Consider the following 25332-nt stretch of genomic DNA (forward strand, 5'->3'; position numbering starts at 1 on the left):
CCTGCGACAAAGTGAAGCAGCGCGTCACCCGGTCGCATCCCGGCTTAACGAAATCCTCCTAAAGTGGTCCGGTATCCCACCGGTCACAGGCAGGAGGCGTCCCTTGGACGCGTTGTTGTTGTCCCGGATCCAGTTCGGATTCGTCATCAGTTTCCACGTGCTGTTCCCCGCCTTCACCATCGGTACGGCCAGCTGGCTGGCCTTCATCGAATGGCGGTGGCTGCGCACGAAGTTGCCCGTGTGGCGCGAGCTGTATTTCTTCTGGCAGAAGATCTTCGCCGTGTCGTTCGGCATGGGCGTGGTCAGCGGCATCGTCATGGCCTTCCAGTTCGGCACCAACTGGCCGCGGCTGAGCGAGGTGGCCGGCACGGTCATCGGTCCGTTGCTGACCTATGAGGTGCTGACCGCGTTCTTCCTGGAAGCCAGCTTCCTCGGCGTGATGATGTTCGGCTGGGGCCGGGTCTCGCCGCGCCTGCATTTCTTCTCCACCTGCATGGTGGCGCTGGGCACGCTGTTCTCCACGTTCTGGATCCTGTCGTCCAACAGCTGGCTGCATACACCGGCCGGCTACGAGATGGTCAACGGCATCGTGCATCCGGTGGACTGGTGGCAGGTGGTGTTCAACCCCTCGTTCCCCTATCGCCTGGCCCACATGGCGCTGGGCTCGTTCATCACCACCTGTTTCGTGATCGGTGGCGTCGGCGCGTGGTACCTGCGCAAGGGCACACATGTCGAGGCCGGACGGCGCATGCTGATCGCGGCGGTGGCGTTCGCGGCGCTGACGGTGCCGGTACAGATCTTCGTCGGCGACATGCATGGCCTGAACACGCTCAAGCATCAGCCGATGAAGATCGCGGCGATGGAAGCGCACTGGCATGAAACCCAGGAAGGCGAGGGCGTGCCGCTGGTGGTGTTCGCGCTGCCGAACGAGAAGGAAGAGCGCAACGACTTCGAAGTCGCCATCCCGAAGCTGGGCAGCGTGATCCTCACCCACAGCCTGGACGGCACCTTCGATCCGCTCACCTCGGTGCCGGCCAGCGAGCGGCCGCCGGTGACGCCGGTGTTCTTCGCCTTCCGCATCATGGTCGGGTTGGGCACGCTGATGCTGCTGCTGGCCTGGGCGTCGGCTTTCCAGCTGTGGCGCAGGAAGCTGCTGGATTCGCCGTGGCTGCTGTGCGGCTGGAACTGGATGCTGCCCAGCGGTTTCATCGCACTGCTGTCGGGTTGGTTCGTCACCGAGATGGGGCGCCAGCCGTGGGTGGTGTATGGCGTGCTGCGCACCGCTGATGCGGTCGGCCCGCAGAGTGCGTGGATGACGGCGTTGTCGCTGGGTGTCTATGTGGTTGGCTATGCCTTCGTGTTCGGCTGGGGCATCTGGTACCTGGTGAAGATCCTGCGCCACGGGCCGCAGCCGTATGCCGAGGGGCCGTCGCTGGACCATGGCAGCCATACCCCGGCACGTCCGTTGTCGGCCGCCGATGAACCGCTGGAGGAGCGCTGACATGGACCTGATGACCTGGCTGCCGGTGGCGTGGTTCGCGGTGATCGGCTTCGGCGTGCTGATGTACGTGGTGCTGGACGGCTTCGTGCTCGGCATCGGCATCCTTGCCCCGTTCGCCGAGGACGAGGAACAGCTGGACCTGATGATGAACACCGCCGCGCCGATCTGGGACGGCAACGAGACCTGGCTGGTGCTCGGTGGCGCCGGCCTGCTGGCGGCGTTCCCGAAGGCGTATGCGGTGCTGCTGTCGGCGCTGTACCTGCCGGTGCTGCTGCTGGTGGTGGCGCTGGTATTCCGCGGCGTGGCCTTCGAGTTCCGCTTCAAGGCGCATCGATCGCGCCGGTTGTGGAGCGTGGCGTTCGGCCTCGGTTCGCTGTTGGCCACGTTTGCGCAGGGCGTGATCCTCGGCACCCTGGTGCAGGGCATCCCGCTGGTGGACGGTGTCTATCAGGGCGGGCCGTTTGCCTGGTTCAGCCCGTTCGCGATGCTGACCGGTGCCGCACTGGTGGCCGGCTATGCGCTGCTGGGCAGCACCTGGCTGATCCTGAAGACCGAAGGGCGCGTGCAGGCGCTGGCGCGGCAGATGACCCGGCCACTGGTGGTGGCGGTGATCGCGGCGATGGGCCTGGTCAGCAGTTGGCTGCCGTTCCTCGATTCGCGCCTGATGGCGCGCTGGTTCAGCGACGGCAACTTCTGGTGGCTGTCGCCGGTGCCGCTGCTGACCCTGGCGGTGGCCGCCGCGCTGTGGCGCAGTGCCACCCACCCGCGCCGCGACCTGCCGCCGTTCCTGCTCAGCCTGGCCCTGTTCGTGCTCGGCTTCCTCGGCCTGGTGCTGGGCATGTGGCCTTATCTGCTGCCACCGTCGATGACCCTGTGGCAGGCCGCCGCGCCGGCGTCGTCGCTCGGCTTCACGCTGGTCGGGCTGGTCATATTGCTGCCGGTCATCCTCGGCTATACGGCGTGGTCCTACCGGGTATTCCGCGGCAAGGTGCACGCCGACACCGGTTACCACTGATCGATTGAAGACGGGGCCTGCCGGTGCCGGGCCCCGTGTTGGGGAATGTGAAACCTGCACACCCTGCGCGGGACGTGCTAGCGTGCGCTCCTTTCCGGCGGCCAGGGGGGCAGCCGGCGACGTCCTGGACGGACGCACGGCTGCAGGAACGGGGGGGCCGCCGCGCGTCGCCGTAATGGCTCGTGCCTATCGTTCTCCCGTTGAAGCACCATCGCTAAATGATCGAATTCTCCATCGTCGACTGGGCCGCCTGGGCGCCCGGCCTGAGTGAGCGTAGCCAGTGGCTGGGCTGGGCCGATGCGCCGTACCCGCCGCATGGCGCGGACACGCCGGCGCTGGCCGAAGTGCCGGCGATGCAGCGCCGCCGCATCGAGCGGCTGGGCCGGATGGCGATCCAGGCCGCGTGCTGGTGCGAGGACGGGCAGGGCGCCGACAGTGACGTGCCGCTGGTGTTCGCCAGCCGCCACGGCGACGTGGCCCGTTCGATGGACCTGCTGGGCGCGCTGGTCGGCGACCAGCCGTTGTCGCCGACCGGATTCGGCCTGTCCGTGCACAACGCGATTGCCGCGCTGTATTCCATCGCCCGCGGCCACCGCGGCAACTACCTGGCGCTGGCGGCGGGCCAGGCCACGGTGGAGACGGCCTGCCTGGAGGCCGTCGGCCTGCTGGCCGAGGGTGCCCGCGAGGTGCGGGTGGTGGTCTATGAGTCGCCACTTCCGGAAATTTACGCGACGTTCGCCGACGAACCCGACCCGTTCTTTGCCTGGTGCTGGCGCCTGACCGTCCCGGCAGAGGGCCGACCGACGCTGTCGCTGCAGTGGCAGCCGGCCGACGCCCAGGCCAGCACTGCGCCCGGCCTGCTGCCGCATGCGCTGGACCTGCACCGGTTCCTGTTGTCCGGCGCGCCGGCGCTGGAACACGTGGCCCACGGCCAGCGCTGGCGCTGGAGCCGCCGTGGCTGAGCTGCTGCGCCGCCTCGACCATGCCTGGCGGGTGTTTGGCACCGGCCTGAGCTTTGTCGCATTTGGCCTGGGCGGCCTGCTGCTGGGCGTGCTGGTGATGCCGGTGCTGTTGCTGATGCGCGACCCGGTGGTCCGCCGCCGCCGCGCCCGGCGCGTGGTCCAGGCCGCCTTCGCCAGCCACCTGCGGCTGATGCGCGGGCTGGGGGTGATGACGTACGAGATCGAGGGCGGTGAACGCCTGCAGCGCGACGGCCTGCTGGTACTGGCCAATCACCCGACCCTGATCGACGTGGTCTGCCTGATCTCGCTGCTGCCCAACGCCGACTGCGTGGTCAAGCGGGCCGTGGCCTGCAACCCGTTCATGCGCGGTCCGGTACGGGCCGCCGGCTACATCTCCAATGACGATGGCGCCGGCCTGGTCGATGACTGCGTGGCCGCGGTGCATGCCGGCGGCACCCTGGTGATCTTCCCGGAGGGCACCCGCAGCGTGCCCGGGCAGCCGCCGCGGCTGCAGCGTGGGGCCGCCAACATCGCCGTACGGGGCCGCCTGGACGTCACCCCGGTGCGGATCACCTGCAGCCCGCCAACGCTGACCAAGGGGCAGAAGTGGTATCGTGTCCCCTCACGTCGCTTTCACGTTCGGCTGCAGATCGGCGAAGATATCCCGATCGCGCCATTTCTGGCCGAAGACGACTCGCCAAGGGGGGATGCCTTGGCAGCCCGTCGCGTCACCGAGCACCTTTCTCGTTATTTCGACCTGTCTGGAGATCCGAACCGTGCAAGCACTTGAGCACGAGATCAAGGAATTGATCATTTCCTCCCTTTCGCTGGAGGACATCACGCCGGAGGACATCGATCCGACCGCCCCACTGTTCGTCGAGGGCCTCGGCCTGGATTCGATCGACGCGCTGGAGCTGGGCCTGGCGCTGCAGAAGAAGTACGGTGTGAGCCTCTCGGCCGATTCGGAAGAAACCCGTCGCCATTTCTCCAGCGTGCGCGCGCTCGGCGAGTTCGTCGCCGCCCGCCAGTCGTAACGGTGCCAGGACCTGCCATGACCAAGAATGAACTGTTCGAACGCATCGTCAGCATCCTGACCGACAGCTTCGAGATCGAAACCGCCCGGATCACCCCCGAGGCCCGCCTGTACGACGACCTGGACATCGACAGCATCGACGCGGTCGACCTGATCGTGCAGCTGAAGCCGTTGCTCGGCCGCAACCTGCAGCCGGAAGCGTTCAAGGCCGTGCGTACCGTGCAGGACATCGTCGATGTGGTGCACAGGCTGCTGCCGGACCAGGCAGCCGCCTGACCGCAGCGCCGGCGGCTCCACCATGGCACGCGCACGCACGGTCGTGGTGGCTGCGATCTCGCTGGCCTACCCGGTGCTGGTGTACCTGGCGATGGGCCGCTTCGAGCCACGCTGGTTGTCGCTGCTGCTGTTCACCCTGGCCCTGCTGCGCGCGCTGAGTACGCGCCAGCCGCTGTGGTGGGCCGCGGCCGCCGGCACCGGCCTGCTGGCGGTGCTGGCCACCGTGCTCAACCAGGCCCTGCCGCTGAAGCTGTACCCGGCGCTGGTCAACGCAGTGATGCTGGCGGTATTCGGTACCAGCCTGCGTTTCGGCCCGCCGCTGGTGGAACGTCTGGCACGGCTGCAGGAACCGGACCTGCCCCCGTTCGCGGTGGCCTATACCCGCCGCGTCACCCAGGTGTGGTGCGGCTTCTTCGTTCTCAACGGCAGCCTGGCCCTGCTGACCGCGCTGTACGCGTCGGACCGGGCCTGGATGCTCTACAACGGATTGTTGGCGTACGTGATGATGGGCGTGTTGTTCGCAGGTGAGTGGCTGGTGCGGCGGCGGGTGAAGGCGGCGCACGCGCATGGCTGAGTGGATTGCCCTGGACCGGCTGCTGCTGGAGGCGCGGCCGCATCGAAGTGTTGGCGTCTGCGATGGCGAGGTGATCGACCACGCCCGCTTCCGCCAGCGCGTACTGGCCTGGCGCGCCGCGTTTGCGGCGGCCGAAGGCCGTGACTGGGCCCTGTATTTCGATGATGCGGTGGCCTTTGCCGCTGCGTTGTTCGGTGCCTGGCATGCCGGCAAGCGGGTGTTCCTGGCTGCCGACAATCTGCCGGCCACGCTGCAGGCGCTGCAGCCGCAGGTGAGTGGTTTCGCAGGCGACGTGTCCGCCGATTATCGTCCGCTGGCGGCGCTGGACGCCGCACCGGACGAGGGTCTTCAGGCGCTGGACGAGCGCGCCTGCGAGCTGTGCGTGTTCACCTCCGGCAGCACCGGACAACCCAGTGCGATCAACAAGCGCATGGACCAGCTGACGCGCGAGGTGGACGCACTGCAGGCTGCGTTCGGCACGCAGCTGGAAGGCGTGCAGGTGCATGGCACGGTGTCGCACCAGCACATCTATGGCCTGCTGTTCCGTGTGCTGTGGCCGCTGGCTGCCGGCCGCCTGATCCATCCACGCCGGTTCTTCCACGAAGATCTGGTGGGTGCGCTGGCCGGTACCGATACGGTGCTGGTCGCGACCCCGGCCCACCTCAAGCGCCTGCCCGAGCAGCTCGACTGGGCCAGCCTGCATGGCCGCCTGCGCGCGGTATTCTCCTCCGGTGGCCCGCTGCGGGAAGACGCCGCACGCCAGGTGCGGCAGTGGCTGGGCGTGGCCCCGACCGAGGTCTATGGCAGCAGCGAGACCGGCGGCATCGCCTGGCGCCGCTGGGACACCGACCTGCCGCCGTGGCAGCCGCTGCCCGGCGTGCAGTGGCGCATCGAGGAGGGCTGCCTGGCGGTGGCCTCCGCACATCTGGAAACCCCGGATTGGTGGCGTACCCAGGACCGCGTTGAAGCGTTGGCCGATGGCCGCTTCCGCCTGCTGGGCCGCGCCGACCGCATCGTCAAGATTGAAGAGCGCCGCGTTTCGCTGGATGCACTGGAACGTGCGTTGCGCGAAGACGCCGAAGTGGATGACGTGCGCGTGCTGGTGCTGCCCGGGCAGCGCGAGCAGCTGGCCGCGGTGGTGGTACCGGCCGACCCGACGCTGCTGGAGGGCGGTGAGGCCACGCGCCGCGCGCTGGGCCAGCGCCTTGGCACACGCTTGGCACAGGCTCATGACGCGGTCACCCGACCGCGCCGCTGGCGGCTGGTGCCGGCGCTGCCGATCAACGCACAGGGCAAAGTCACCCAGGCGGCACTGGCAGCGCTGTTCCAGCCGCTGATGCCGGTGCCGGTCTGGGATCACCGCGATGCGGCCAGCGCCACGCTGCGGATGACTCTGGACCCGGCGCTGCGGCCGTTCCAGGGCCACTTCCCGCAGGCGGCGATCCTGCCCGGCGTGGCGCAGCTGGACTGGGCGGTGCGTTTTGGCCGCCAGGTGTTCGCGATGCCGGCAGCATTCCTGCGCATGGATGCGGTGAAGTTCCAGCACGTTGCCCGCCCGGGCGATGAGCTGACCCTGCAGCTGGATTGGGATGCCACACGCAGCGTGCTGGCCTTCCGTTACACGTCCAGCCACGGCGTGCATGCCAGCGGCAAAGTGGTCTTCGCCGATGCGGACTGATCCGGCCGTTGCCGGTGCCGCGTTCGCGCCACTGGTGGTGATTCCCGTCTACGACCACGAGCACGCCATCGCGGCGGTGGTCGACGGCGTGCAGGCCGCCGGCCTGCCATGCCTGCTGATCGACGATGGCTCGCATGAGGCGTGCGCGGCAGCATTGCGTTCGCTGGCACAGCGCCAGGGCGTCGACCTGCTGCGCCTGGACGTCAACCAGGGCAAGGGCGGGGCGATGCTGGCCGGTTTCGCCGAAGCCGGCGCGCGAGGCTACAGCCACGTGCTGCAGATCGATGCCGACGGCCAGCACGATACCCGCGATCTGCCACGCTTCATCGAAGCGGCGCGCGCCCATCCCGAGGCGGTGATCTGTGGCATTCCGGCCTACGACGCCAGCGTTCCCAAGGCGCGCCTGTATGGCCGCTACGCGACCCACATCTGGGTCTGGATCAACACGCTGTCGCTGCATCTGCGCGACACCATGTGCGGCTTCCGCGTGTATCCGCTGCCGCCGGTGCTGCGCCTGATCGGTGAAGAAACCATCGGCCGGCGCATGGATTTCGATACCGAAGTGATGGTGCGCCTGTACTGGCGGCACCTGCCGGTCGAGCACCTGGCCACGCGCGTGACCTATCCATCCGATGGCGTCTCGCACTTCGATGTGTGGCGCGACAACGTGCGCATCAGCCGCATGCACACCCGCTTGTTCTTCGGCATGCTCTGGCGCGCACCGTGCCTGCTGTGGCGCCGCCTGCGGGGGCAGCGCTGAGATGGCGGCCGCGCAGGGGGCCCCGCACTGGGCCGACATCGGCGAATCCACCTCGGTGGCCGGCGTGCTGTTCCTGTGCTGGGTGCACCGCTGGTTCGGGCGCTGGCCGTTCCGCCTGTGCGTGTGGCCGGTGGTGGCCTGCCATTGGCTGGGCAACCGCGTCGGCCGCCAGGCCTCGATGCAGTACCTGCAGCGGCTGCAGGCATACAGCGGCGTGCTCGGCCGCACGCCGACCCGGGGTGACAGCCTGCGCCATTTCTTCGCCTTCGCCGATACGATGCTGGACAAGATCCTCGGCCTGGGCGGGCGCTATCCGGCCGAACGCATCCACCTGCATCGCGACCTGGTGCTGGAGAAGATCGCGCGCCGCGAAGGCGGGCTGATCCTCACCGCGCACATCGGCTGCCTGGAGCTGTGCCAGGTACTGGCCGAACAGGTGCCGGGGTTCCGCATCACCGTGCTGGTGCACACCGCGCATGCGCAGCGCTTCAACCGCCTGCTGCAGCGGCTGGACCCGCTGGCGGCGGTGGAGCTGGTGCAGGTAACCGAAATGGGCCCGGCCACGGCAGTGATGCTGGCCGAGCGCGTGGCGGCCGGTGGCTTCGTCGCCATCGTCGGCGACCGCACGCCGGTGCAGGGCGGCCGCAGCGTCACCGCCGATTTCCTTGGCCACCGCGCGCCGTTCCCGATCGGCGCCTATGTGCTCGCCGCCGCGCTGGGCTGCCCGGTCTACACGATGGCCTGCCTGCACCAGGGCGAGGGTTATCGCGTTGCGTTTGAACAGTTCGCCGAACGCATCGTGCTGCCGCGTGGCTCGCGCGATGCCGCACTGGCCGAACAGGCACAGCGCTTCGCGCGCTGGCTGGAACTCCAGGTCATCCAGTCCCCGTTGGACTGGTTCAACTTCTTCCCCTTCTGGGATCAGGCTCCGCATGACGACTGACGCCGTACCCGTGTGCCGCTTTGGCGATGCACCGTTGACCATTGAAGACGTGGTTGCTCTGGCCCAGCGCCAGTGCGAGGCCGCACTGAGCGACGCGCCGGCGTTCCGCGCGCACATCCAGCGCGGTGCCGATTTCCTCGACCGCCTGCTGCGCGAGGACGGCGTGATCTACGGCGTGACCACCGGCTACGGTGACTCGTGCACGGTGAACATCCCGCCGGCGCTGGTGGCTGAGCTGCCGCACCACCTGTACACCTACCACGGCTGTGGCCTGGGCCGTTACCTGGACCCGGTCGAGACCCGTGCGGTACTGGCCGCGCGCCTGGCGTCGCTGGTGCGCGGCATGTCCGGTGTCAGTGTGCCGCTGCTGGAAGGCCTGGCCAGGCTGCTGCAGCACGATGTACTGCCGATGATTCCGGCCGAAGGCTCGGTCGGTGCCAGTGGCGACCTGACCCCGCTGTCGTACGTGGCCGCGGTGCTGTGCGGCGAGCGCGAGGTGCTGCACGACGGCCGCGTGCAGCCGGCGGCGGATGTGCTGGCGAAGATCGGCATGACCCCGCTGAAGCTGCGGCCGAAGGAAGGCCTGGCGATCATGAACGGTACCGCCGTGATGACCGGCCTGGCCTGCCTGGCCTGGCAGCGTGCCGATTACCTGGCGCGCATGGCCACGCGGCTGACCGCGTTCAACGTGCTGGCCAGCGACGGCAACGCGCATCACTTCGACGAAACCCTGTTCGCCGCCAAGCCGCACCCGGGCCAGGGCCGCATCGCCGCGCGCCTGCGCAGCGACCTGCACAGCGAGCGTCCGCCGCGCAATGAACAGCGCCTGCAGGACCGCTATTCGCTGCGCTGCGCACCGCACGTGATCGGCGTGCTGGAGGACAGCCTGCCGTTCCTGCGCCAGCTGATCGAAACCGAGCTGAACAGCGCCAACGACAACCCGCTGATCGATGCCGACGGCGAGCGTATCCTGCACGGCGGCCACTTCTACGGCGGCCACATCGCGCTGGCGATGGACACCCTGAAGAACACCGTGGCCAACGTTGCCGATCTGCTCGACCGGCAGCTGGCACTGGTGGTTGATGCCCGCTACAACCACGGCCTGCCGGCCAACCTGTCGGCGGCCACCGGCCCGCGCGCAGCCATCAACCATGGCCTGAAGGCGCTGCAGATCAGTGTTTCGGCCTGGACTGCCGAAGCGCTCAAGCAGACCATGCCGGCCAGTGTGTTCTCGCGTTCCACCGAGTGCCACAACCAGGACAAGGTCAGCATGGGCACCATCGCCGCGCGCGACTGCCTGCGCGTGATCGAGCTGACTGAACAGGTGGTGGCCGCGATGCTGATCGCCGCCCGCCAGGGCCTGGCGCTGCGCGAACGGGTTGGCCTGAACGCGCAGCTGCATGGCAGTCTGGCCGACATGTACGCCGACCTCGGGCAGCGCATCGCCCTGGTTGAAGAAGACCGCGCGCTGGATCGCGAACTGCGGGAACTGCTGGTGGAGATCCGCGCGCAACGTTGGGAGCTGTATGCCGGTGAATGAGGCCATCGAACGGGTCGGCGAGATTGCGCTGAGCCCCGCCTTCCATGACTGCGATCCGATGAACGTGGTCTGGCATGGCAACTACTTCAAGTACTTCGAGATCGCGCGCTGTGCGCTGCTCGGGCGCTACGACTACGATTACCCGCAGATGCTCGAATCGGGCTACCTGTGGCCGGTGGTCGATGCCCGGGTGAAGTACGTGCGCCCGCTGCTGTTCAACCAGGCGCTGCGCGTGATCGCGCGCATCGTGGAATGGGAGAACCGGCTGAAGATCGAGTACGAAATCGTCGATGCGCAGAGCGGCCAGGTGCTGACCCGCGCGATGACCATCCAGGTCGCGGTGGACGCGGCCAGCAAGGAAATGCTGTACCAGTGCCCGCCGGTACTGTGGGAACGCCTGGGAGTGCCTGCGCCGTGAACATGCTTGCCCGTCTTCCGAGCGTGCTGCTGTGCGCGCTGATGTTCGTTGCCGCACCGCAGGTGCAGGCGGCCGACCCCGCCATCGATGCGATCACCCACGCGGTGGCGCGGCCGGACGTGCTGCGCGGCCAGTTCAGCCAGGAAAAGCAGGTCAGCGGCTTCAAGAACCCGTTGCGCTCGCAGGGCCGGTTCGTGGTCGCGCGCCAGCACGGCGTGATCTGGTCCACGCTCAAGCCGTTCCCCTCCGAGGTGGTGGTCACCGCCGACCGCATCCTCAGCCGCCAGCGCGATGGCAGCACCCGCGTCGAGCTGGATGCACGGCAGCAACCGGCGATGCGTTCGGTGAACGCGATCATGTTCGCGCTGATGAGTGGCGACGTGCAGGCGCTGTCCAGCCAGTTCAACGTGACGGCCAGCCGTGAAGGACAAGGCTGGCGGCTGCGCCTGACGCCGAAGTCGGCGATGCTGGCCAAGGCTTTCGAATCGCTGACCCTGCAGGGCGACCGCTACGTGCGCCAGGTCGAGATCGTGGAGGCCAACAAGGACCGCACGCAGATCCAGTTCAGCGCGTTGAGCGAGACGCCGGCCACGCTCAATGCCGACGAGGCCCGCCGCTTTGAGTGAGGCCGCGGCATCGAACGCACCGGACCGGTTGCGGCGCTGGTGGCACTGGCTGGGCATCGCCTGGCTGCTGGTGCTGCTGGTAATGGGCGCGCAGCAGTGGCGCCTGTGGAGCCAGCAATCGCGGATCGACACCGACATCCTCGCCCTGCTGCCGCAGGATGCACACGACCGCCTGTTGAGCGATGTCACCCGGCGCATTGCCGATGGCAGCTCGCGGCAGGTGGTGGTGCTGATGGGCAGCAAGGACGGCGCTGCCGCCAAGCGTGCGCAGGCGGCTTTTGCCGCAGCCATGGCCAAGGACGCCGATCGCGCCCTGCTGGTGCCCAGCGGCTCGATTGAAGGCTGGTTCGATGAAGCGCGCGCGTTCTACGCGCCGTACCGTGACCGCCTGCTGACCCCGGCCCAGCGCGAGCAGCTGCAGGGCAGCGAGCCGGGCGCGCTGGCCGAGCAGGCCTTGGCTGCGCTGTACGGCCCGATGGGCGCGCCGCGCCTGACCGACTGGCGGCAAGACCCGTTGTCGCTGTGGCCGCAATGGTGGCAGCAGCAGGCACAGGGTGCAGGATTGCGGCTGGGGGACGACGGCCTGCTCGAGGCCGAAGGCAAGCATTGGGCCGCGCTGCAGTTCGACACGCCGGGTTCGGCGTTCCAGCTCGATGGTGAGCGCCATCTCGATGGCCTGCTGGAGCGCGCCGGGCAGGCCGCCAGGGCGGCGGCGCCCGAGCTGGAAATCCTGCACGCCGGCGTGCCGCTGCATGCCGAGGCCGCCGCGGTGCAGGCCAACCAGGAGATCAACACCATCGGTTGGGGTTCGCTGGTGGCGGTGCTGCTGCTGGTGTGGCTGGCATTCCGCTCGCTGCGGCCGATCCTGCTGGTCGCCGCCTCACTGCTGATCGGTTGTGGCGTGGCGCTGGCGGTGACCGTGCTGGTGTTCGGCAAGGTGCACGTGCTGACCCTGGTGTTCGGTGCATCGCTGGTGGGCGTGGCCGAGGACTACGGCATTCACTGGTTCGCCTCGCGCCAGGCCGAGCCGGCCGATCGTCGCTGGAAACTGTTGCGGCATCTGCTGCCTGGCCTGTGGCTGGCCCTGCTGACCAGTGCGCTGGCCTACCTGGCATTGGGCCTGGCCCCGTTCCCGGGCCTGCGCCAGATGGCGCTGTTCTCAGTGGTCGGCCTGGCTGCCGCCTTCCTCACGGTGATCTTCTGGTTCCCGTGGCTGGATGGTGGCGAGATCCGCCAGACCCGCTTCTCGCAGTGGCTGGGCAACACGCTGGAGCGTTTCCCGCGCCTGCATGGCCGCCGCGCGGTGACGATGTTCGTGGTGATCACGTTGGCACTGTCTGCCGTCGGCATCGCGCGCCTGCAGAGCAACGACGACCTGCGCAGCCTGCAGTCGTCGCCGCCGGCATTGATGGCGCAGCAGATCCGCCTGAGCCAGTTGCTGGGCATGCCCAGCCCGGCGCAGTTCTACCTGGTGCAGGGTGCCGATGCCGCGCAGCTGCTGCAGCGCGAAGAAGCGCTGACCGAACGCCTGCGTGTATTGGCCAACGACAAGCGCATTGGTGGCTATCGCGCGATCAGCGATTGGCTGCCGTCGCCGTCGCGCCAGCAGGCCGATGCCGCGCTGACCGCGAGGGTGGAACCCGGCGTGCTGTCGGCCGTGTCCGAGGCCGTGGGCGAACCGCTGCAGCGACCGCAGTTCGCGGCAGCGCCGCTCAGCGCCGAAGCCTTCCTGGCCTCGCCGGCCTCGCAGCCGTTCCGTCATCTGTGGGTGGGCGAGGTCGGTGGGCAGATGATCAGCGTGGTGATGGTCGATGACCTGTCGCGCGCCGATGCGCTGGCCACCCTGCAGGGTGCGGCCGAAGGCCTGCCGGGTGTGCGCTGGGTAGACCGCACCGCCGACTTCTCCACGCTGCTGGGCCACTACCGCAAGCTGATGGGTGGGCTGCTGCTGGTCGGCATCGTGCTGGTGTTCGGCGCGCTGTGGCTGCGCTACCGCCGCCAGGCCTGGCGCGTGTTCGCGCCGACCCTGATTGCCGGTGCCTTGACCCTGGGCCTGCTGGGTCTGTTCGGCCAGCCGCTGCAGCTGTTCAACGTGCTGGCACTGATGCTGCTGCTGGGCATGGGCATCGACTACGGCATCTTCCTGATCGAACACCGTGGCGATGCCAGCGCATGGCTGGCGGTCTGCGTGGGTGCGGCCAGCACCTGGCTGTCGTTCGGCCTGCTGGGCCTGTCGCAGACCCCGGCGCTGCGCGCGTTCGGCCTGACCCTGCTGTTCGGCATCGGCCTGGTCTGGCTGATCTCGCCACTGTTCCGGCCGCCACCGCATGACCTGCCGCCGGCCTGAGTCCGCCTTCCGCTTTTCTTCTTTCCCCTGATCGAGCAACAAGGACGCCCCGATGAGTACTGCTGTGGATGCTGTCGAACGCACTGAAATCCTGATCATCGGCGCAGGCCCGGCCGGCTCCGTGGCCGCGGCGATGCTGCGCCAGCAGGGCCGACAGGTGCTGATGCTGGAGCGCCAGCAGTTCCCGCGCTTCTCCATCGGCGAAAGCCTGCTGCCGCAGAGCATGGAGTACATCGAAGCAGCCGGGCTGCTGCAGGACGTGGTCGAAGCGGGCTTCCAGCACAAGAACGGCGCCGCCTTCGTGCATGGCGAGGCGCGCACCGCGTTCGACTTCAGGAAGAAGTTCTCGCCAGGCTGGGGCACCACCTACCAGGTGCAGCGCGCCGACTTCGACAACGTGCTGGCGCGCGGTGCCGAGCGCATGGGCACCACGCTGCGCTTCGGCGATGAAGTGCTTGCGGTCGAGCCGGGCGAGCAGCCGGCGGTGACCGTGCGCCGTCCGGACGGCAGCGAGTACCGCATCGAAGCCGATTTCATCCTCGATGCATCCGGTTTCGCACGCCTGCTGCCGCGCCTGCTGCAGCTGGAATCGCCGTCCAACTTCCCGGTGCGCGGCGCGATCTTCTGCCACGTGCGCGACAACATTCCGGCCGAAGCGGACTTCGATCGCAACAAGATCCTGATCACCACCCATCCCGAGCACATCGACGTCTGGTACTGGACGATCCCGTTCTCCAACGGCTGCTGCTCGCTGGGCGTGGTCGCCGAGCCATCGTTCTTCGAACGCTACGAAGGCGACGACCTGCAGAAGCTGCAGGCCATCGTTGGCGAGGACCCCAACCTGACCCGGCTGCTGGCCAACGCCGAATGGGCGGTGCTGCCGGTGCGTCGCATCACCGGTTACTCGGCCAATGTCAGCTCGTTGTGGGGCCCGGGCTACGCCCTGCTGGGCAATGCCGGCGAGTTCCTTGACCCGGTGTTCTCCTCCGGCGTCACCATCGCCTTCAAGTCCGCGCAGCTGGCCAGCGAATGCCTGGCGCGCCGCTATGCCGGTGAAACCGTCGACTGGGAAGCTGAATTCTCGATCCCGCTGCGTGCCGGCGTGAAGACCTTCCGCCGCTTCGTTGAAAGCTGGTACGAGGGCGGCTTCCAGAAGATCATCTACCACCCGCAGCAGCAGCCCGAAGTACGCGACATGATCAGTTCCATCCTGGCCGGCTACGCCTGGGACACCAACAACCCGTATGTGGCCGACGAAAGCGGCCGCCGCATGCGCGTGCTGGAGCAGCTGTGCAGCGCCTGATCGCCCGTACCGCGGCCGTGCTGCTGTGCCTGCTGCTGGCCGCCTGTGCCGGCCGCACGCCAAAGCCATTGGTGGAACTGCCGCCGCTGCGCCTGTCGCCGGCCAGCCTGCCGGCGCCGCTGGCATTGCAGCAGCAGCTGCATTTCCGTTTCGGTACGCATGAGCGCGACCTGGATGCTCTGCTGGAAGCCGATGCGCAGCAGGTGCAGCTGGCGGTGCAGGCGATGGGCCAGACCGGCGTGCGCCTGCAGTGGGACGGCCAGCAGCTGACCCAGCAGCGCGCACCGTGGCTGCCGCCGCAGGTACGTGCCGAGCGTGTGCTGGATGACCTGCAGTTCGCGCTGTGGCCGACCGCGGCCATTGCCGCCGCGCTGCCGGCCGGTTGGCAGGTCAGCGACGACGGCCACCAGCGCCGCCTGTCGCGTGACGGCACGGTGTGGCTGCAGCTGCAGCGCCTGGACGATGGCAGCGTGCAGCTGGACAACCGCGCCGAAGGCTATGCGCTGCGCATCGAATCGATCGACATGGCCGGGCAGGACCGATGAGTGCACCGATCTACCTGAACGACCTGGGCGTGGTCTGCGCGCTCGGCGATGGCCGCGCCGCGGTCGCGTCGGCGATGTTCGCCGATGTGCCGGGCGGGCTCAGCGACAACGACAGCCTGCTGCCGGGGCGCACCCTGGCGCTGGGAGAGGTGCGCACGCCGCTGCCGGCGCTGGAGGACCTGCCGGTGGCCCTGCGCGGGCGCAACAACGCCCTGCTGGACGTGGCACTGGCGCAGATCGCACCAGCGGTGGCCGCCGCGATCGCCCGCCATGGTGCCGAGCGTGTGGCGGTGGTGCTGGGCACCAGCACCTCGGGCATTGGTGAATCCGAGCAGGCCCTGCGCACCCACGCCGAACAGGGCCAGTGGCCGCAGGGCTTCGATTACGCCCAGCAGGAAATGGGCACCGCCGCGCAGTTCGTGCGCCAGCGCAGTGGTGCACAGGGGCCGGCATGGACCCTGTCCACCGCCTGCTCGTCCAGCGCCAAGGCGCTGATGTCGGCCGCGCGCATGCTGCGCGCCGGCATCGTCGATGCAGTGATTGCCGGCGGTGCCGATTCGCTGTGCCGCTTCACCGTGGCCGGCTTCAGCGCGTTGGAATCGGTGTCGGCACTGCGCTGCAATCCGTTCTCGCAGCACCGCGCCGGCATCAACATCGGCGAGGGCGCCGCGCTGTTCCTGCTTACCCGCGAGCCGGGTCCGGTGTGCCTGGCCGGGTGGGGCGAATCGGCCGATGCCCATCACATGTCCGCCCCCGATCCGCAGGGGATGGGGGCCATCGACGCCCTCCAGCAGGCGCTGCTGCGCGCCGGCTGGGGCGCCGACGAAGTGGATTACGTGAACCTGCATGGCACCGCCACCGGGCACAACGATGCGATGGAAAGCCTGGCGGTCTCGCAGGTGCTGGGCAATGGCGTGCCGGCCAGTTCGACCAAGCCGCTGACCGGCCATACGCTGGGTGCCTCGGGCGCGATCGAGGCGGCGCTGTGCTGGATCCTGCTGGCCGAGAACCCACAGCAGCAGCTGCCGCCGCACTGGTGGGACGGCGTGCCCGACCCCGCACTGCCGGTGCTGCCGCTGGTCGCGCCGGGCTCCTGCCTGGCGCAGGCGCCGCGGCGGGTGCTGAGCAATTCGTTCGCCTTCGGCGGCAGCAATGCCGTGCTGGCACTGGAGCGTCGATGAACACGCTGTACGCGATCGAGGACGTGGTGCCGCACCGCCAGGACATGTGCCTGCTGGAGCGCATCACGCAGTGGGACCAGGACACCCTCGAGGCTGAACTGGTGGTGCCCGAATCCGGCCTGTTCGTGGAGAACGGCGAAGTGCCGGCGTGGGTCGGCATCGAATACATGGCGCAGGCCATCGCGGCCTGGGCCGGCTGCCGCGCGCGTGCGGCCGGCAAGCCGCCGCAGCTGGGCTTCCTGCTCGGCAGCCGCCGCTACAGCAGCGCGCGCAGCAGCTTCCCCAGCGGTTCGCGGCTGCGCGTACAGGCGCGCTGCGAGCTGTTGGGTGACAATGGATTGGGGATGTTCGCCTGCCGCATCCTGGCGGGCGAGGACGAATGGGCGACAGCCAACGTGTCGGTGTTCGAACCGGCCGACGCGATGGCCTATCTGGAGAGTGGACAGGCATGACAGGGAATCGAAGCGTGCTGGTGACCGGCGCCAGCCGGGGTATCGGCCGGGCCATCGCGCTGCGCATCGCGCGCGACGGCTTCGACGTGGTGGTGCATTGCCGCAGCCGCGTGGAAGAGGCACAGGCCGTGATGGCCGAGATCCAGGCCTTGGGCCAGCAGGCCCGCGTGCTGGCGTTCGACGTAGCCGACCGCGAGGCCGCACGCGCCGCGCTGGAGGCCGATGTCGAAGCGCACGGCGCGTACTACGGCGTGGTCTGCAATGCCGGCATCGCCCGTGATGGCGCCTTCCCGGCACTGTCGGCGGAGGATTGGGACCAGGTCATCCACACCAACCTGGATGGCTTCTACAACGTGCTGCATCCGCTGATCATGCCGATGGTGCGGCGGCGCAAGCCGGGCCGCATCGTCACCCTGTCGTCGGTGTCCGGGCTGGCCGGCAACCGCGGCCAGGTCAACTACAGTGCCGCCAAGGCCGGCATCATCGGTGCCACCAAGGCGCTGGCACTGGAACTGGCCAGCCGCCAGATCACCGTCAACTGCGTGGCCCCGGGCCTGATCGAGACCGAAATGCTCAACGATGAAGTGATCGAACACGCGCTCAAGCTGATTCCCGCCGGCCGCGTCGGTCATCCCGACGAAGTGGCGGCCACGGTGGCGTTCCTGCTGTCCGAGCCGGCCGGCTACATCACCCGCCAGGTGATCTCGGTGAACGGAGGCATGCTCTGATGGCTGCCGATCGTCGCGTGGTGGTCACCGGTGCGGCCGCCATCAGTCCGCTCGGCCACGACTGGCCCACCATCGAAGCGCACCTGCGCAGCTGCCGCAATGCCGTGCGCACGATGCCCGAATGGGATGTCTACGCTGGCCTGAACACCAAGCTGGCCGCGCCGGCGCAGGACTTCGAGCTGCCGCCGAACTACAACCGCAAGACCACCCGCTCGATGGGCAAGGTCGCAATCATGTCGGTGCGCGCCACCGAGGTGGCACTGCGCGAGGCTGGCCTGCACGAGCACCCGGTGCTGCGCAGTGGCCGCACCGGCGTGGCCTACGGCTCGTCCTCGGGCAGCCACGAGGCCACCGGTGAATTCGGCCGCATGCTCAACGAATTCACCACCGACGGCATCAGTGCCACCACCTACCTGAAGATGATGAGCCACACCGCGCCGGTCAACATCGGTGTGTTCTTTGGTTTGTCCGGGCGCGTCTACACCACCTCCAGTGCCTGCACCTCGGGCAGCCAGGGCGTGGGCGCGGCCTACGAAGCGATCCGCAGCGGCAAGCAGACGGTGATGGTGGCTGGCGGTGCCGAGCAGCTCGATGCCACTGCCGCGGCAGTGTTCGACACCCTGTTCGCCACCAGCGTGCGCAATGATGCGCCGCAGACCACGCCGCGCCCGTTCGATGCCGGCCGCGATGGCCTGGTGCTGGGCGAGGGTGCCTGTACGCTGATCCTGGAAGACCTGGAGCACGCGCAGGCACGTGGCGCCACCATCCTTGCCGAGGTGGTCGGCTACGGCACCAACAGCGATGGCCAGCACGTCACCCAGCCCAGTGCCGACACCATGGCCCAGGCCATGCGCCTGGCGCTGGAGGATGCCGGCCTGGACGCGGCACAGATCGACTACGTCAACGCCCACGGCACCGCCACCGATCACGGCGACATCGCCGAGACCCAGGCCACCGCGCAGGTGTTCGGCAGCCGCATGCCGATCAGCTCGCTGAAGAGCTACGTCGGCCACATGCTGGGTGCCTGCGGTGCGTTCGAGGCCTGGATGAGCATCGAGATGATGCGCGCCGGCTGGTTCGCGCCCACCCTGAACCTGGCCGAGGTCGATCCACGCTGTGGCCAGCTCGACTTCATCACCGGCCAAGGCCGCGAACTGCAGGCCGAGTACGTGATGAGCAACAACTTCGCCTTCGGCGGCATCAACACCTCGCTGGTGTTCCGCCGCTGGCGCGAGTGATCCACCGCCCCACCGCCGCTGTTCCCGCAACTTACCCGCACCCTCGACAAGGAGATGTTCCGATGCGCCGCACCCTGATGATCGCCACGGCCACCGCACTGCTGGCCCTGGCCTCCACCGCTTCTGCCCGCGATACCCGCGTGGAGCAGTCCCTGCAGGAACTGGTCAGTTCGCAGGCTGCCAAGGACGCCGGCATCGACGGCAGCGTCCGCTTCTACCTGGCCGGCCAGCCGGTCAGCGTGCAGCAGCGCCTGGGCGAAGACGTGACCAACAAGAAGACCAACGCCGCCAACAAGAGCGATGCCGAGGCCTGCCGCTGGGTCGCGCTGTCGGCGCTGCGCGCGCTGCAGGACGGTGCCAAGTCGCGCGGCGCCAACGCCGTGGTCGACATCGTCAGCTACTACAAGAAGAACGAGTTCAAGAGCAGCACCAACTACGAATGCTATGCCGGTGCGATCCTCGCCGGTGTCGCGCTGAAGGGCACCTACGCCAAGGTCAAGTAAGCGCCCGTGTGGCGGCGGCGTTGGCTGAACGCCGCCGCCACATTGCTGAATCCCGCCGGGGAAACGCCGCCGATCACGCCGCCATCGTCGGCTGACGGCTTTCCCCGGTGTCGGCTTTCCGACACAATCATGGCTCTTCCCGGGTTATCGTCCCGCGGACATGCACGCCTACGTCTATAAAAGCCAACTCAAGCCGGACACCTACGTCTACGTTCCCCGTCGCGATGATTTCAGCGCGCTGCCTGCGCCGCTGCTCACCTCGCTGGGGACGCTCGCCTTCGTCCTGGACGTGGCCCTGGATGCCCAGCGCCGCCTGGCCCAGGCCGATCCGGACAAGGTCCGCAGCGAAATGAGCGAGCGCGGGTTCTACCTGCAGGTGCCGCCATCGGTGGCCAGCCTGATGCCGCGCCACTATGACTGACACGTCCCGTCCGCGCGCCCTGTCGATCGCCTTCGCCGTAGGCGCCGTGCTGGCGCTTGGCGCCGCTGTGGGCGGCGTTCCAGGCGCCATCCTTGCGGCACTGGCGCAGCCGGCGTTCGCGCTGGGTGTGTCGTGGTGGCGTCGCAGCCGCGCGCTGCTGCCGCTGAAGATCGTCGCGCGCCAGGACCTGCCGGCGCTGCTGGCGTTGTGGACGGCAGCGCCGCTGTTGCTGGCGCTGCTGCTGGCCTGGCCGCTGGCGGCGCTGCGTGACAGCGGCAGCCTGGCCGCGGTGCTGGGCCTGAGCGTGCTGGTCAGTGCCGGCCTGCTGGCGGCCTGGCGCACCTGGCCGCTGTGGAACGATGTCGAACGCCTGGATGGCAATCTCGCCCAGCATTGGCAGGCGCTGGCCGGACGCGACCTGACCGCCTGGCGCGGTCTCGGTGTCGCCGCGCTGGTGATCGCGCTGGCCGCGCTGGTGGTGCTGCCGGCCTGGCCGGGCCTGTTGCCGGAAGGCGCGCGCTGGCCCGCCGCGCTGGCGGTGGTGCTGCTGTCTCCCGTACTGCACCTGCTGCTGCAGCGGGTGGCGCCGGCACCCTTGGTGTCGCTGCGCGCGAGCCCGTTGGCCAGCGCCGGCAACGAGCACGAACCGTTGTTCGCCGCTGCGGCCGAAACCGCGCCGCTGGAGGCGATGGCGCCGCAGGAGCTGACCCCGGCCCTGTATGAAGCCGCCCGCCATGGCCGCATCGACCGGGGCCTGCAGCTGCTGCAGGCCGGTGCCGATCCGTATGCGCTGCCGGACCCGAACTGGCGCGACCAGCGCAGCCTGGCGGTGCTGGCGGCGGTGCTGCCGGACCTGCGCCTGCTGCGCGAACTGATCGCCCGCGGCGTCGATGTGAATGCGCCGCACCGGGGCATGACCCCGCTGCTGGCCGCCACCCGCGACAGCTGGCACGGCCGTCCCGAAGCGGTGATGACCCTGCTCGCCAACGGTGCCGATTCGCGTGCCATCGACAGCGATGGCAACACCCCGCTGCACCATGCCGCGCGCAGTTCCGACCCGGGCGTGGCCGCGCTGCTGCGCGATGCCGCCGCCGAGGTCGACGCGCTGAACAACGAGGGCTGGTCGCCGCTGGCCGTGGCCTGCCAGGTCGGCAACTGGCGCCTGGCCCGCTTCCTGCTCGAACGCGGTGCGCGCAGCGAACCGGCAGAGGGCACCCCGGTGCTGCTGGCCGCCGCCGCCACCGAAGACGACGATCCGGCTGGCGTGCAGCTGCTGCTCAAGCACAAGGCGCGTGCCGACGCGCGTGATCGCCAGCGCCGCAGCGCGCTGCACGAGGCGGCGCTGGCCGGCCACGTCGAGATCATCGGCGTGCTGCTGGCCGCCGGTGCCAACCTGGAGGCACGCGATGCACTGGGGCGTACGCCCTGGCTGGAAGCCGCCCGTGCCGGGCGTGCCGCGGTGGTCGAACACTTGCTGCCGCACAAGCCGGACCTGGTTGCCGTCGACGGCGAAGGGCGCAACGCAGTGCAGCTGGCGGTGATGGCAGAGGATGTCTCGCCATTGCTGGTCAAGCGCCTGGTGGAGCTGGGCATTGCCGCCGACGCGACCGATCCGGTCGGTCGCCGTGCAGTGGACTACGCTGCCGAAGCCGGACGCTGGGCGATTGTCGCGCTGCTGGATCCGTCCTATCCATTGCCGGCCGCGGTCAGTGACGGCCTGGCCGAGCGTGGCGAAGCCGCCAGTGCCAGCGGCCTGCTGCCGGACCGCCCGCCGCTGACCCTGCTGCGCGAAGCGCTGGGCTTCGGCAACACCGAAGGCATGGCCGCGCTGGCCAAGCTGTGCCAGCCGGAAGAACTGGGCGGCCTGCTGCTCGACCCCGAGCTGGCGCTGGAGCCGCGCGCGGTGGATTGGCTGCTGGGCCACGGCGCCGATCCCTACGTGCGCGACGCCTGTTCCGATACGCCGATGTTCGCGTTGCTGTCGCGCGGAATCGACGCGGTGCCGGCGTTGCAGGTCATGCTGCAGCGTGGCTTGTCGCCGGCCGGACGCGGTGGCCTGGCGCGCTTCCTGGCGGCCTGTGCGCAGCACGACCAGGCCGCCCGTGGCCTGGAACAGCTGGCGCTGGAATTGCTGGAGCGTGGCGCCGATCCGTTCGCGGCTTCGCCGGCCGGTGATCCGCCGTTGTCGCTGGCGGTGCGCCTGGGCTGGCTGCGCCTGCAGCAGGCGCTGCTGAAGGCGGGCGTCGATCGTGAAGCGCGCGACAGCCATGGCATGACCGCATTGCATCTGGCCACCGCATTGGCCCGCGAAGGCGCGCTGAAGTTGCTGGTGCAGCACGGTGCCTCGCCGGAAGCACGCGCCGCCGACGGCCAGACGCCGCTGGGCGTGGCGCTGTCGATCGGTCGCCGTGACCTGGCCGACTGGCTCGACTGGCGGGTGTGGTCGTTGCCGCGCCGCACCCTGCGCGAGGCCGATCTGCCGGCCGCTGCGATGGCCGGTGACGTCGATGCGGTGCGCCGCCTGATCGATCTGGGATTTGCCGTCGACGCAGTCGACGCACAGGGCTGCACCGCGCTGCTGCGTGCGGCCGGTGGTGGCCATCTGGCAGTAACCGACCTGCTGCTGGCACGCGGCGCCGATCCGCAGCACGCCGCTGCCAGTGGCGCGACGCCGCTGTCGGCGGCGGTCAGCATGCGCCAGGTGGACATCGTTTCGGCCCTGCTCGACGCCGGCGCCAAGCTGGAACACCGCCTGCCGGGCGGCGTGACCGTGCTGATGCTGGCCTCGGCGCTGGGCCTGCCGGACATCGTCGCGCGCCTGCTCACCGCCGGTGCCGACGTGCATGCCGGTGACGCGCAGCAGCTGGGCCCGCTGCACTGTGCCGCGCTGTACGGTTTCAGTGCCCGCGACCGCTCGCGCTTGCTGGCCCTGCTCGACACCCTGCTGCTGGCCGGTGCCGAACCGGACCAGGCCGCCGCCGGTTCGGTCACGCCGCTGCTGCTGCTGCTGGGTGCGCGTGCCGAGCCGGGTACCGCCTGCGACGAGCAGGTGGTGATGGCGGCGGTGGAACGCCTGCTGGACGAAGACGTGAGCCTTGAGGTGCGTGATCCGCGCGGCTTCGGACCGCTGCACCTCGCGGCCCTGCACGGGCTGCCGCTGCTGGTGCAGCGCCTGCTGCGCGCCGGTGCCGATCCGGAAGTGCGCGACAGCCTCAACCGCAGCCCGCGCGAGATCGCGGTGATGCGTGGCTTCATCGACGTTGCCGGCGAGTTCGAACCGCGCGTGCCGGGCGTTTCGTCGATGGCGCGGTTCCTGCGCGACAACGGCTGATCCCTGGAAATGGTGCCGGCCAGCGGCCGGCACTACCGCAATCTGTGGTGGGTGCCGACCGTTGGTCGGCACGCCTACTTGCCGTCGCTTTCCGCGTCGGCCTCGAACAGGTGCATCAGGTCGTTGCGTGCGTCGCGCGAGGTCTGGATCACCGCTGCCTCGTCGTCGTACACCAGGTACTGGTCGCGCAGCAGCTGCTCATCGTGCTCGCGGAAGCGCTGCACGTGGCGCTCGGCCACATCCGGTGCCACGCCCAGCGCGGTCAGCACGCGGCCGCTCATCTCCAGGCTGGTGCCGAATACTTCGCGGAACGGTTCGGCCGACATGTCCATCAGGCGCCACGCATGTTGGCGGTTGCGTGCGCGCGCCAGCACCTTCGCGTCCGGGTACAACCGGCGCACCATGCGCACCGCGCGCAGGTTGGTCTCCGGGTCGTCCACGGTGATCACGAACACATCGATGTGCTCGCCGCCGGCCGCGCGCAGCATCTCCGGCCGGGTCGGGTCGCCGTAGTACAGCTGGTTGCCGAAGCGGCGCAGGTCGGCCACGGTATCGGGGTTCGCTTCCAGTGCCACGAACGGCACCTTCTGCGCGGTCAGCAGGCGCGCGATGACCTGGCCGAAGCGGCCCATGCCGGCGATCAGCACCTTCGGCCGGTTGTCCGGCGCCACCTTGTCGGCCTCGGCTGCCTCGCGCGGCGTTGCCTTCTCCTGGCCGAGCAGCTTGAGCAGCGCGATCATCAGCAGTGGCGTGATCGCCATCGACAGGCCGACGATCGCCACCAGACGGTCATGGTTGGCGTTGCCCAGCAGGTGCGCGCGCTGCGCTTCGTTGAACACCACGAAGGCGAACTCGCCGCCCAGCCACAGCACGCTGCCCAGTAGCAGCGAGTGCCGTGAACTGAGCTTTGCGATGCGCCCGATCACGTACAGCAGGCTGAATTTGACCACCAGCAGGATCGCCACGCCGGCGGCGATCAGCCACGGCTCGGCAACGATGCGGTCGAGGTCGATGCCCATGCCCACCGCAATGAAGAACAGGCCCAGCAGCAGCCCCTTGAACGGCTCGATCTGCGCTTCCAGTTCGTGCCGGAACTCCGAATCGGACAGCAGCACGCCGGCCAGGAACGCGCCCAGGCTGGGGCTGAGGCCGGCCTCCTGCATGAACCAGGCGGTGCCCAGCACCACCAGCAGTGCGGTGGCGGTGAATACTTCCGGGCTGCGGGTACGCGCGATGATGCCGAACACCTTGCGCAGCACCGGTCGCCCGCACAGGATCACCACCGCCAGCGCGCCGAGGGCCACGGCGGCGTCTTCCCAGCGCAGGGTCTCGTTCTTTACCCCGCCCAGCAGCGGGATGGCCGCCAGCAGCGGAATCGCGATCAGGTCCTGGAACAGCAGGATGGCGAACCCGAGCCGGCCATGGTCGCTGTTGATCGCCTTGTGTTCTGACAGCAGCTGCAGGCCGACCGCGGTGGACGACAGCGCCAGTGCCACGCCCACCACCAGTGCGCTCTTCCATTGGAAATGGTCGAGCAGCAGCAGGCCACCCAGCACCAGCCCGGACAGCGCCACCTGCGCCGCACCGGCACCGAACACCGAGCGCCGCATCACCTTCAGGCGTGCCGGCGACAGTTCCAGGCCGATCACGAACAGCAGCATCACCACGCCGATCTCGGCGGCGCCGAGGATGCGGTCGGCGTCCTGCACGAAGCCGAGCCCGTCCGGGCCCAGCACCACGCCGGCCGCCAGGTAGCCCAGCACCGCGCCGAAGCCGAACTTCTTGAACACCGGCACGGCGATGACCGCTGCCAGCAGCAGCACCAGCGCCAGTTCCAGACCACCGCTATGCATGGGAATACCTGGTCATCGGGGGAGCCGCTGTGCGTCCGTTCGGGTTGGGAAAAGCGTGGCGAACACCACCGCGCCATTATGCGCGCCGGCCTGTGCATGCACGA

The 25332-nt window shown here is 69.0% G+C and carries 24 protein-coding genes; 23 read left to right on the top strand and 1 reads right to left on the bottom strand.

Annotated features, from left to right (window positions below):
* Nucleotides 1-103: 103 nt before the first annotated feature.
* From V3B25_RS15695 to V3B25_RS15805, 23 genes are all read left to right on the top strand, one after another.
* Nucleotides 104-1501, top strand: a complete 1398-nt coding sequence (locus V3B25_RS15695; protein ID WP_201117652.1) for a cytochrome ubiquinol oxidase subunit I — start codon at nt 104-106, stop codon at nt 1499-1501.
* Between the two features lies 1 nt (nt 1502).
* Entirely contained in the window at nt 1503-2516 is a 1014-nt protein-coding gene (cydB, locus tag V3B25_RS15700; protein ID WP_005414876.1) for a cytochrome d ubiquinol oxidase subunit II, read from the top strand.
* 218 nt (nt 2517-2734) lie between these two features.
* A complete protein-coding gene (locus V3B25_RS15705; protein ID WP_329810963.1) occupies nt 2735-3478 on the top strand; it encodes a beta-ketoacyl synthase chain length factor in 744 nt (247 codons plus the stop codon).
* Nucleotides 3471-4268 (top strand): lysophospholipid acyltransferase family protein, encoded by a 798-nt coding sequence (locus tag V3B25_RS15710; protein ID WP_006402207.1) that lies wholly within the window; start codon nt 3471-3473, stop codon nt 4266-4268. The genes V3B25_RS15705 and V3B25_RS15710 overlap by 8 nt, the downstream gene beginning before the upstream one ends.
* On the top strand, nt 4255-4512 hold the full coding sequence (locus tag V3B25_RS15715; RefSeq protein ID WP_005411610.1) for a phosphopantetheine-binding protein: 258 nt from the start codon (nt 4255-4257) through the stop codon (nt 4510-4512). The genes V3B25_RS15710 and V3B25_RS15715 overlap by 14 nt, the downstream gene beginning before the upstream one ends.
* Nucleotides 4513-4529: 17 nt before the next feature.
* Entirely contained in the window at nt 4530-4787 is a 258-nt protein-coding gene (locus tag V3B25_RS15720; RefSeq protein ID WP_006402206.1) for an acyl carrier protein, read from the top strand.
* Between the two features lie 22 nt (nt 4788-4809).
* Entirely contained in the window at nt 4810-5361 is a 552-nt protein-coding gene (locus tag V3B25_RS15725; RefSeq protein WP_071228594.1) for a hypothetical protein, read from the top strand.
* The gene (locus tag V3B25_RS15730; RefSeq protein WP_329810964.1) at nt 5354-7039 is read left to right on the top strand and encodes an AMP-binding protein; all 1686 of its coding nucleotides are present in this window, start codon (nt 5354-5356) and stop codon (nt 7037-7039) included. The genes V3B25_RS15725 and V3B25_RS15730 overlap by 8 nt, the downstream gene beginning before the upstream one ends.
* A complete protein-coding gene (locus V3B25_RS15735) occupies nt 7029-7799 on the top strand; it encodes a glycosyltransferase family 2 protein (RefSeq protein ID WP_329810965.1) in 771 nt (256 codons plus the stop codon). Before V3B25_RS15730 ends, V3B25_RS15735 begins: the two co-directional genes overlap by 11 nt.
* 1 nt (nt 7800) lies before the next feature.
* The gene (locus tag V3B25_RS15740; RefSeq protein ID WP_049424200.1) at nt 7801-8742 is read left to right on the top strand and encodes an acyltransferase; all 942 of its coding nucleotides are present in this window, start codon (nt 7801-7803) and stop codon (nt 8740-8742) included.
* Entirely contained in the window at nt 8732-10282 is a 1551-nt protein-coding gene (locus V3B25_RS15745; RefSeq protein WP_049424198.1) for an aromatic amino acid ammonia-lyase, read from the top strand. Before V3B25_RS15740 ends, V3B25_RS15745 begins: the two co-directional genes overlap by 11 nt.
* Nucleotides 10269-10700: an acyl-CoA thioesterase gene (locus V3B25_RS15750; RefSeq protein ID WP_049424196.1), complete on the top strand. Its 432-nt coding sequence runs from the start codon at nt 10269-10271 to the stop codon at nt 10698-10700. The genes V3B25_RS15745 and V3B25_RS15750 overlap by 14 nt, the downstream gene beginning before the upstream one ends.
* Before the next feature lie 2 nt (nt 10701-10702).
* On the top strand, nt 10703-11326 hold the full coding sequence (locus V3B25_RS15755; RefSeq protein ID WP_193391272.1) for an outer membrane lipoprotein carrier protein LolA: 624 nt from the start codon (nt 10703-10705) through the stop codon (nt 11324-11326).
* Entirely contained in the window at nt 11298-13673 is a 2376-nt protein-coding gene (locus V3B25_RS15760) for a hypothetical protein (protein ID WP_329810966.1), read from the top strand. The genes V3B25_RS15755 and V3B25_RS15760 overlap by 29 nt, the downstream gene beginning before the upstream one ends.
* A 52-nt stretch (nt 13674-13725) precedes the next feature.
* Complete coding sequence (locus V3B25_RS15765) at nt 13726-14976, top strand: NAD(P)/FAD-dependent oxidoreductase (RefSeq protein WP_132811020.1); 1251 nt, start codon at nt 13726-13728, stop codon at nt 14974-14976.
* On the top strand, nt 14964-15521 hold the full coding sequence (locus V3B25_RS15770; RefSeq protein ID WP_329810967.1) for a DUF3261 domain-containing protein: 558 nt from the start codon (nt 14964-14966) through the stop codon (nt 15519-15521). Before V3B25_RS15765 ends, V3B25_RS15770 begins: the two co-directional genes overlap by 13 nt.
* Entirely contained in the window at nt 15518-16702 is a 1185-nt protein-coding gene (locus V3B25_RS15775; RefSeq protein ID WP_012512463.1) for a beta-ketoacyl-ACP synthase, read from the top strand. The genes V3B25_RS15770 and V3B25_RS15775 overlap by 4 nt, the downstream gene beginning before the upstream one ends.
* On the top strand, nt 16699-17154 hold the full coding sequence (locus tag V3B25_RS15780) for a dehydratase (protein ID WP_032129169.1): 456 nt from the start codon (nt 16699-16701) through the stop codon (nt 17152-17154). The genes V3B25_RS15775 and V3B25_RS15780 overlap by 4 nt, the downstream gene beginning before the upstream one ends.
* Nucleotides 17151-17882: a 3-ketoacyl-ACP reductase FabG2 gene (locus V3B25_RS15785; RefSeq protein ID WP_329810968.1), complete on the top strand. Its 732-nt coding sequence runs from the start codon at nt 17151-17153 to the stop codon at nt 17880-17882. The genes V3B25_RS15780 and V3B25_RS15785 overlap by 4 nt, the downstream gene beginning before the upstream one ends.
* Nucleotides 17882-19120, top strand: a complete 1239-nt coding sequence (locus V3B25_RS15790; protein WP_032129167.1) for a beta-ketoacyl-ACP synthase — start codon at nt 17882-17884, stop codon at nt 19118-19120. Before V3B25_RS15785 ends, V3B25_RS15790 begins: the two co-directional genes overlap by 1 nt.
* Before the next feature lie 62 nt (nt 19121-19182).
* Nucleotides 19183-19623, top strand: coding sequence for a hypothetical protein (locus V3B25_RS15795; protein WP_010482305.1), 441 nt, complete (start codon nt 19183-19185; stop codon nt 19621-19623).
* Between the two features lie 160 nt (nt 19624-19783).
* Nucleotides 19784-20044, top strand: coding sequence for a YcgL domain-containing protein (locus V3B25_RS15800; protein ID WP_107431495.1), 261 nt, complete (start codon nt 19784-19786; stop codon nt 20042-20044).
* A complete protein-coding gene (locus V3B25_RS15805; RefSeq protein ID WP_329810970.1) occupies nt 20037-23375 on the top strand; it encodes an ankyrin repeat domain-containing protein in 3339 nt (1112 codons plus the stop codon). The genes V3B25_RS15800 and V3B25_RS15805 overlap by 8 nt, the downstream gene beginning before the upstream one ends.
* Nucleotides 23376-23449: 74 nt before the next feature.
* Here V3B25_RS15805 and V3B25_RS15810 read toward each other — a convergent pair whose 3' ends face one another.
* On the bottom strand, nt 23450-25228 hold the full coding sequence (locus V3B25_RS15810) for a monovalent cation:proton antiporter-2 (CPA2) family protein (protein ID WP_071228580.1): 1779 nt from the start codon (nt 25226-25228) through the stop codon (nt 23450-23452).
* Between the last annotated feature and the right edge of the window lie 104 nt (nt 25229-25332).

This window comes from Stenotrophomonas sp. SMYL8 (assembly GCF_036320065.1).
GTDB classification, from domain to species: Bacteria; Pseudomonadota; Gammaproteobacteria; order Xanthomonadales; family Xanthomonadaceae; genus Stenotrophomonas; species Stenotrophomonas maltophilia_A.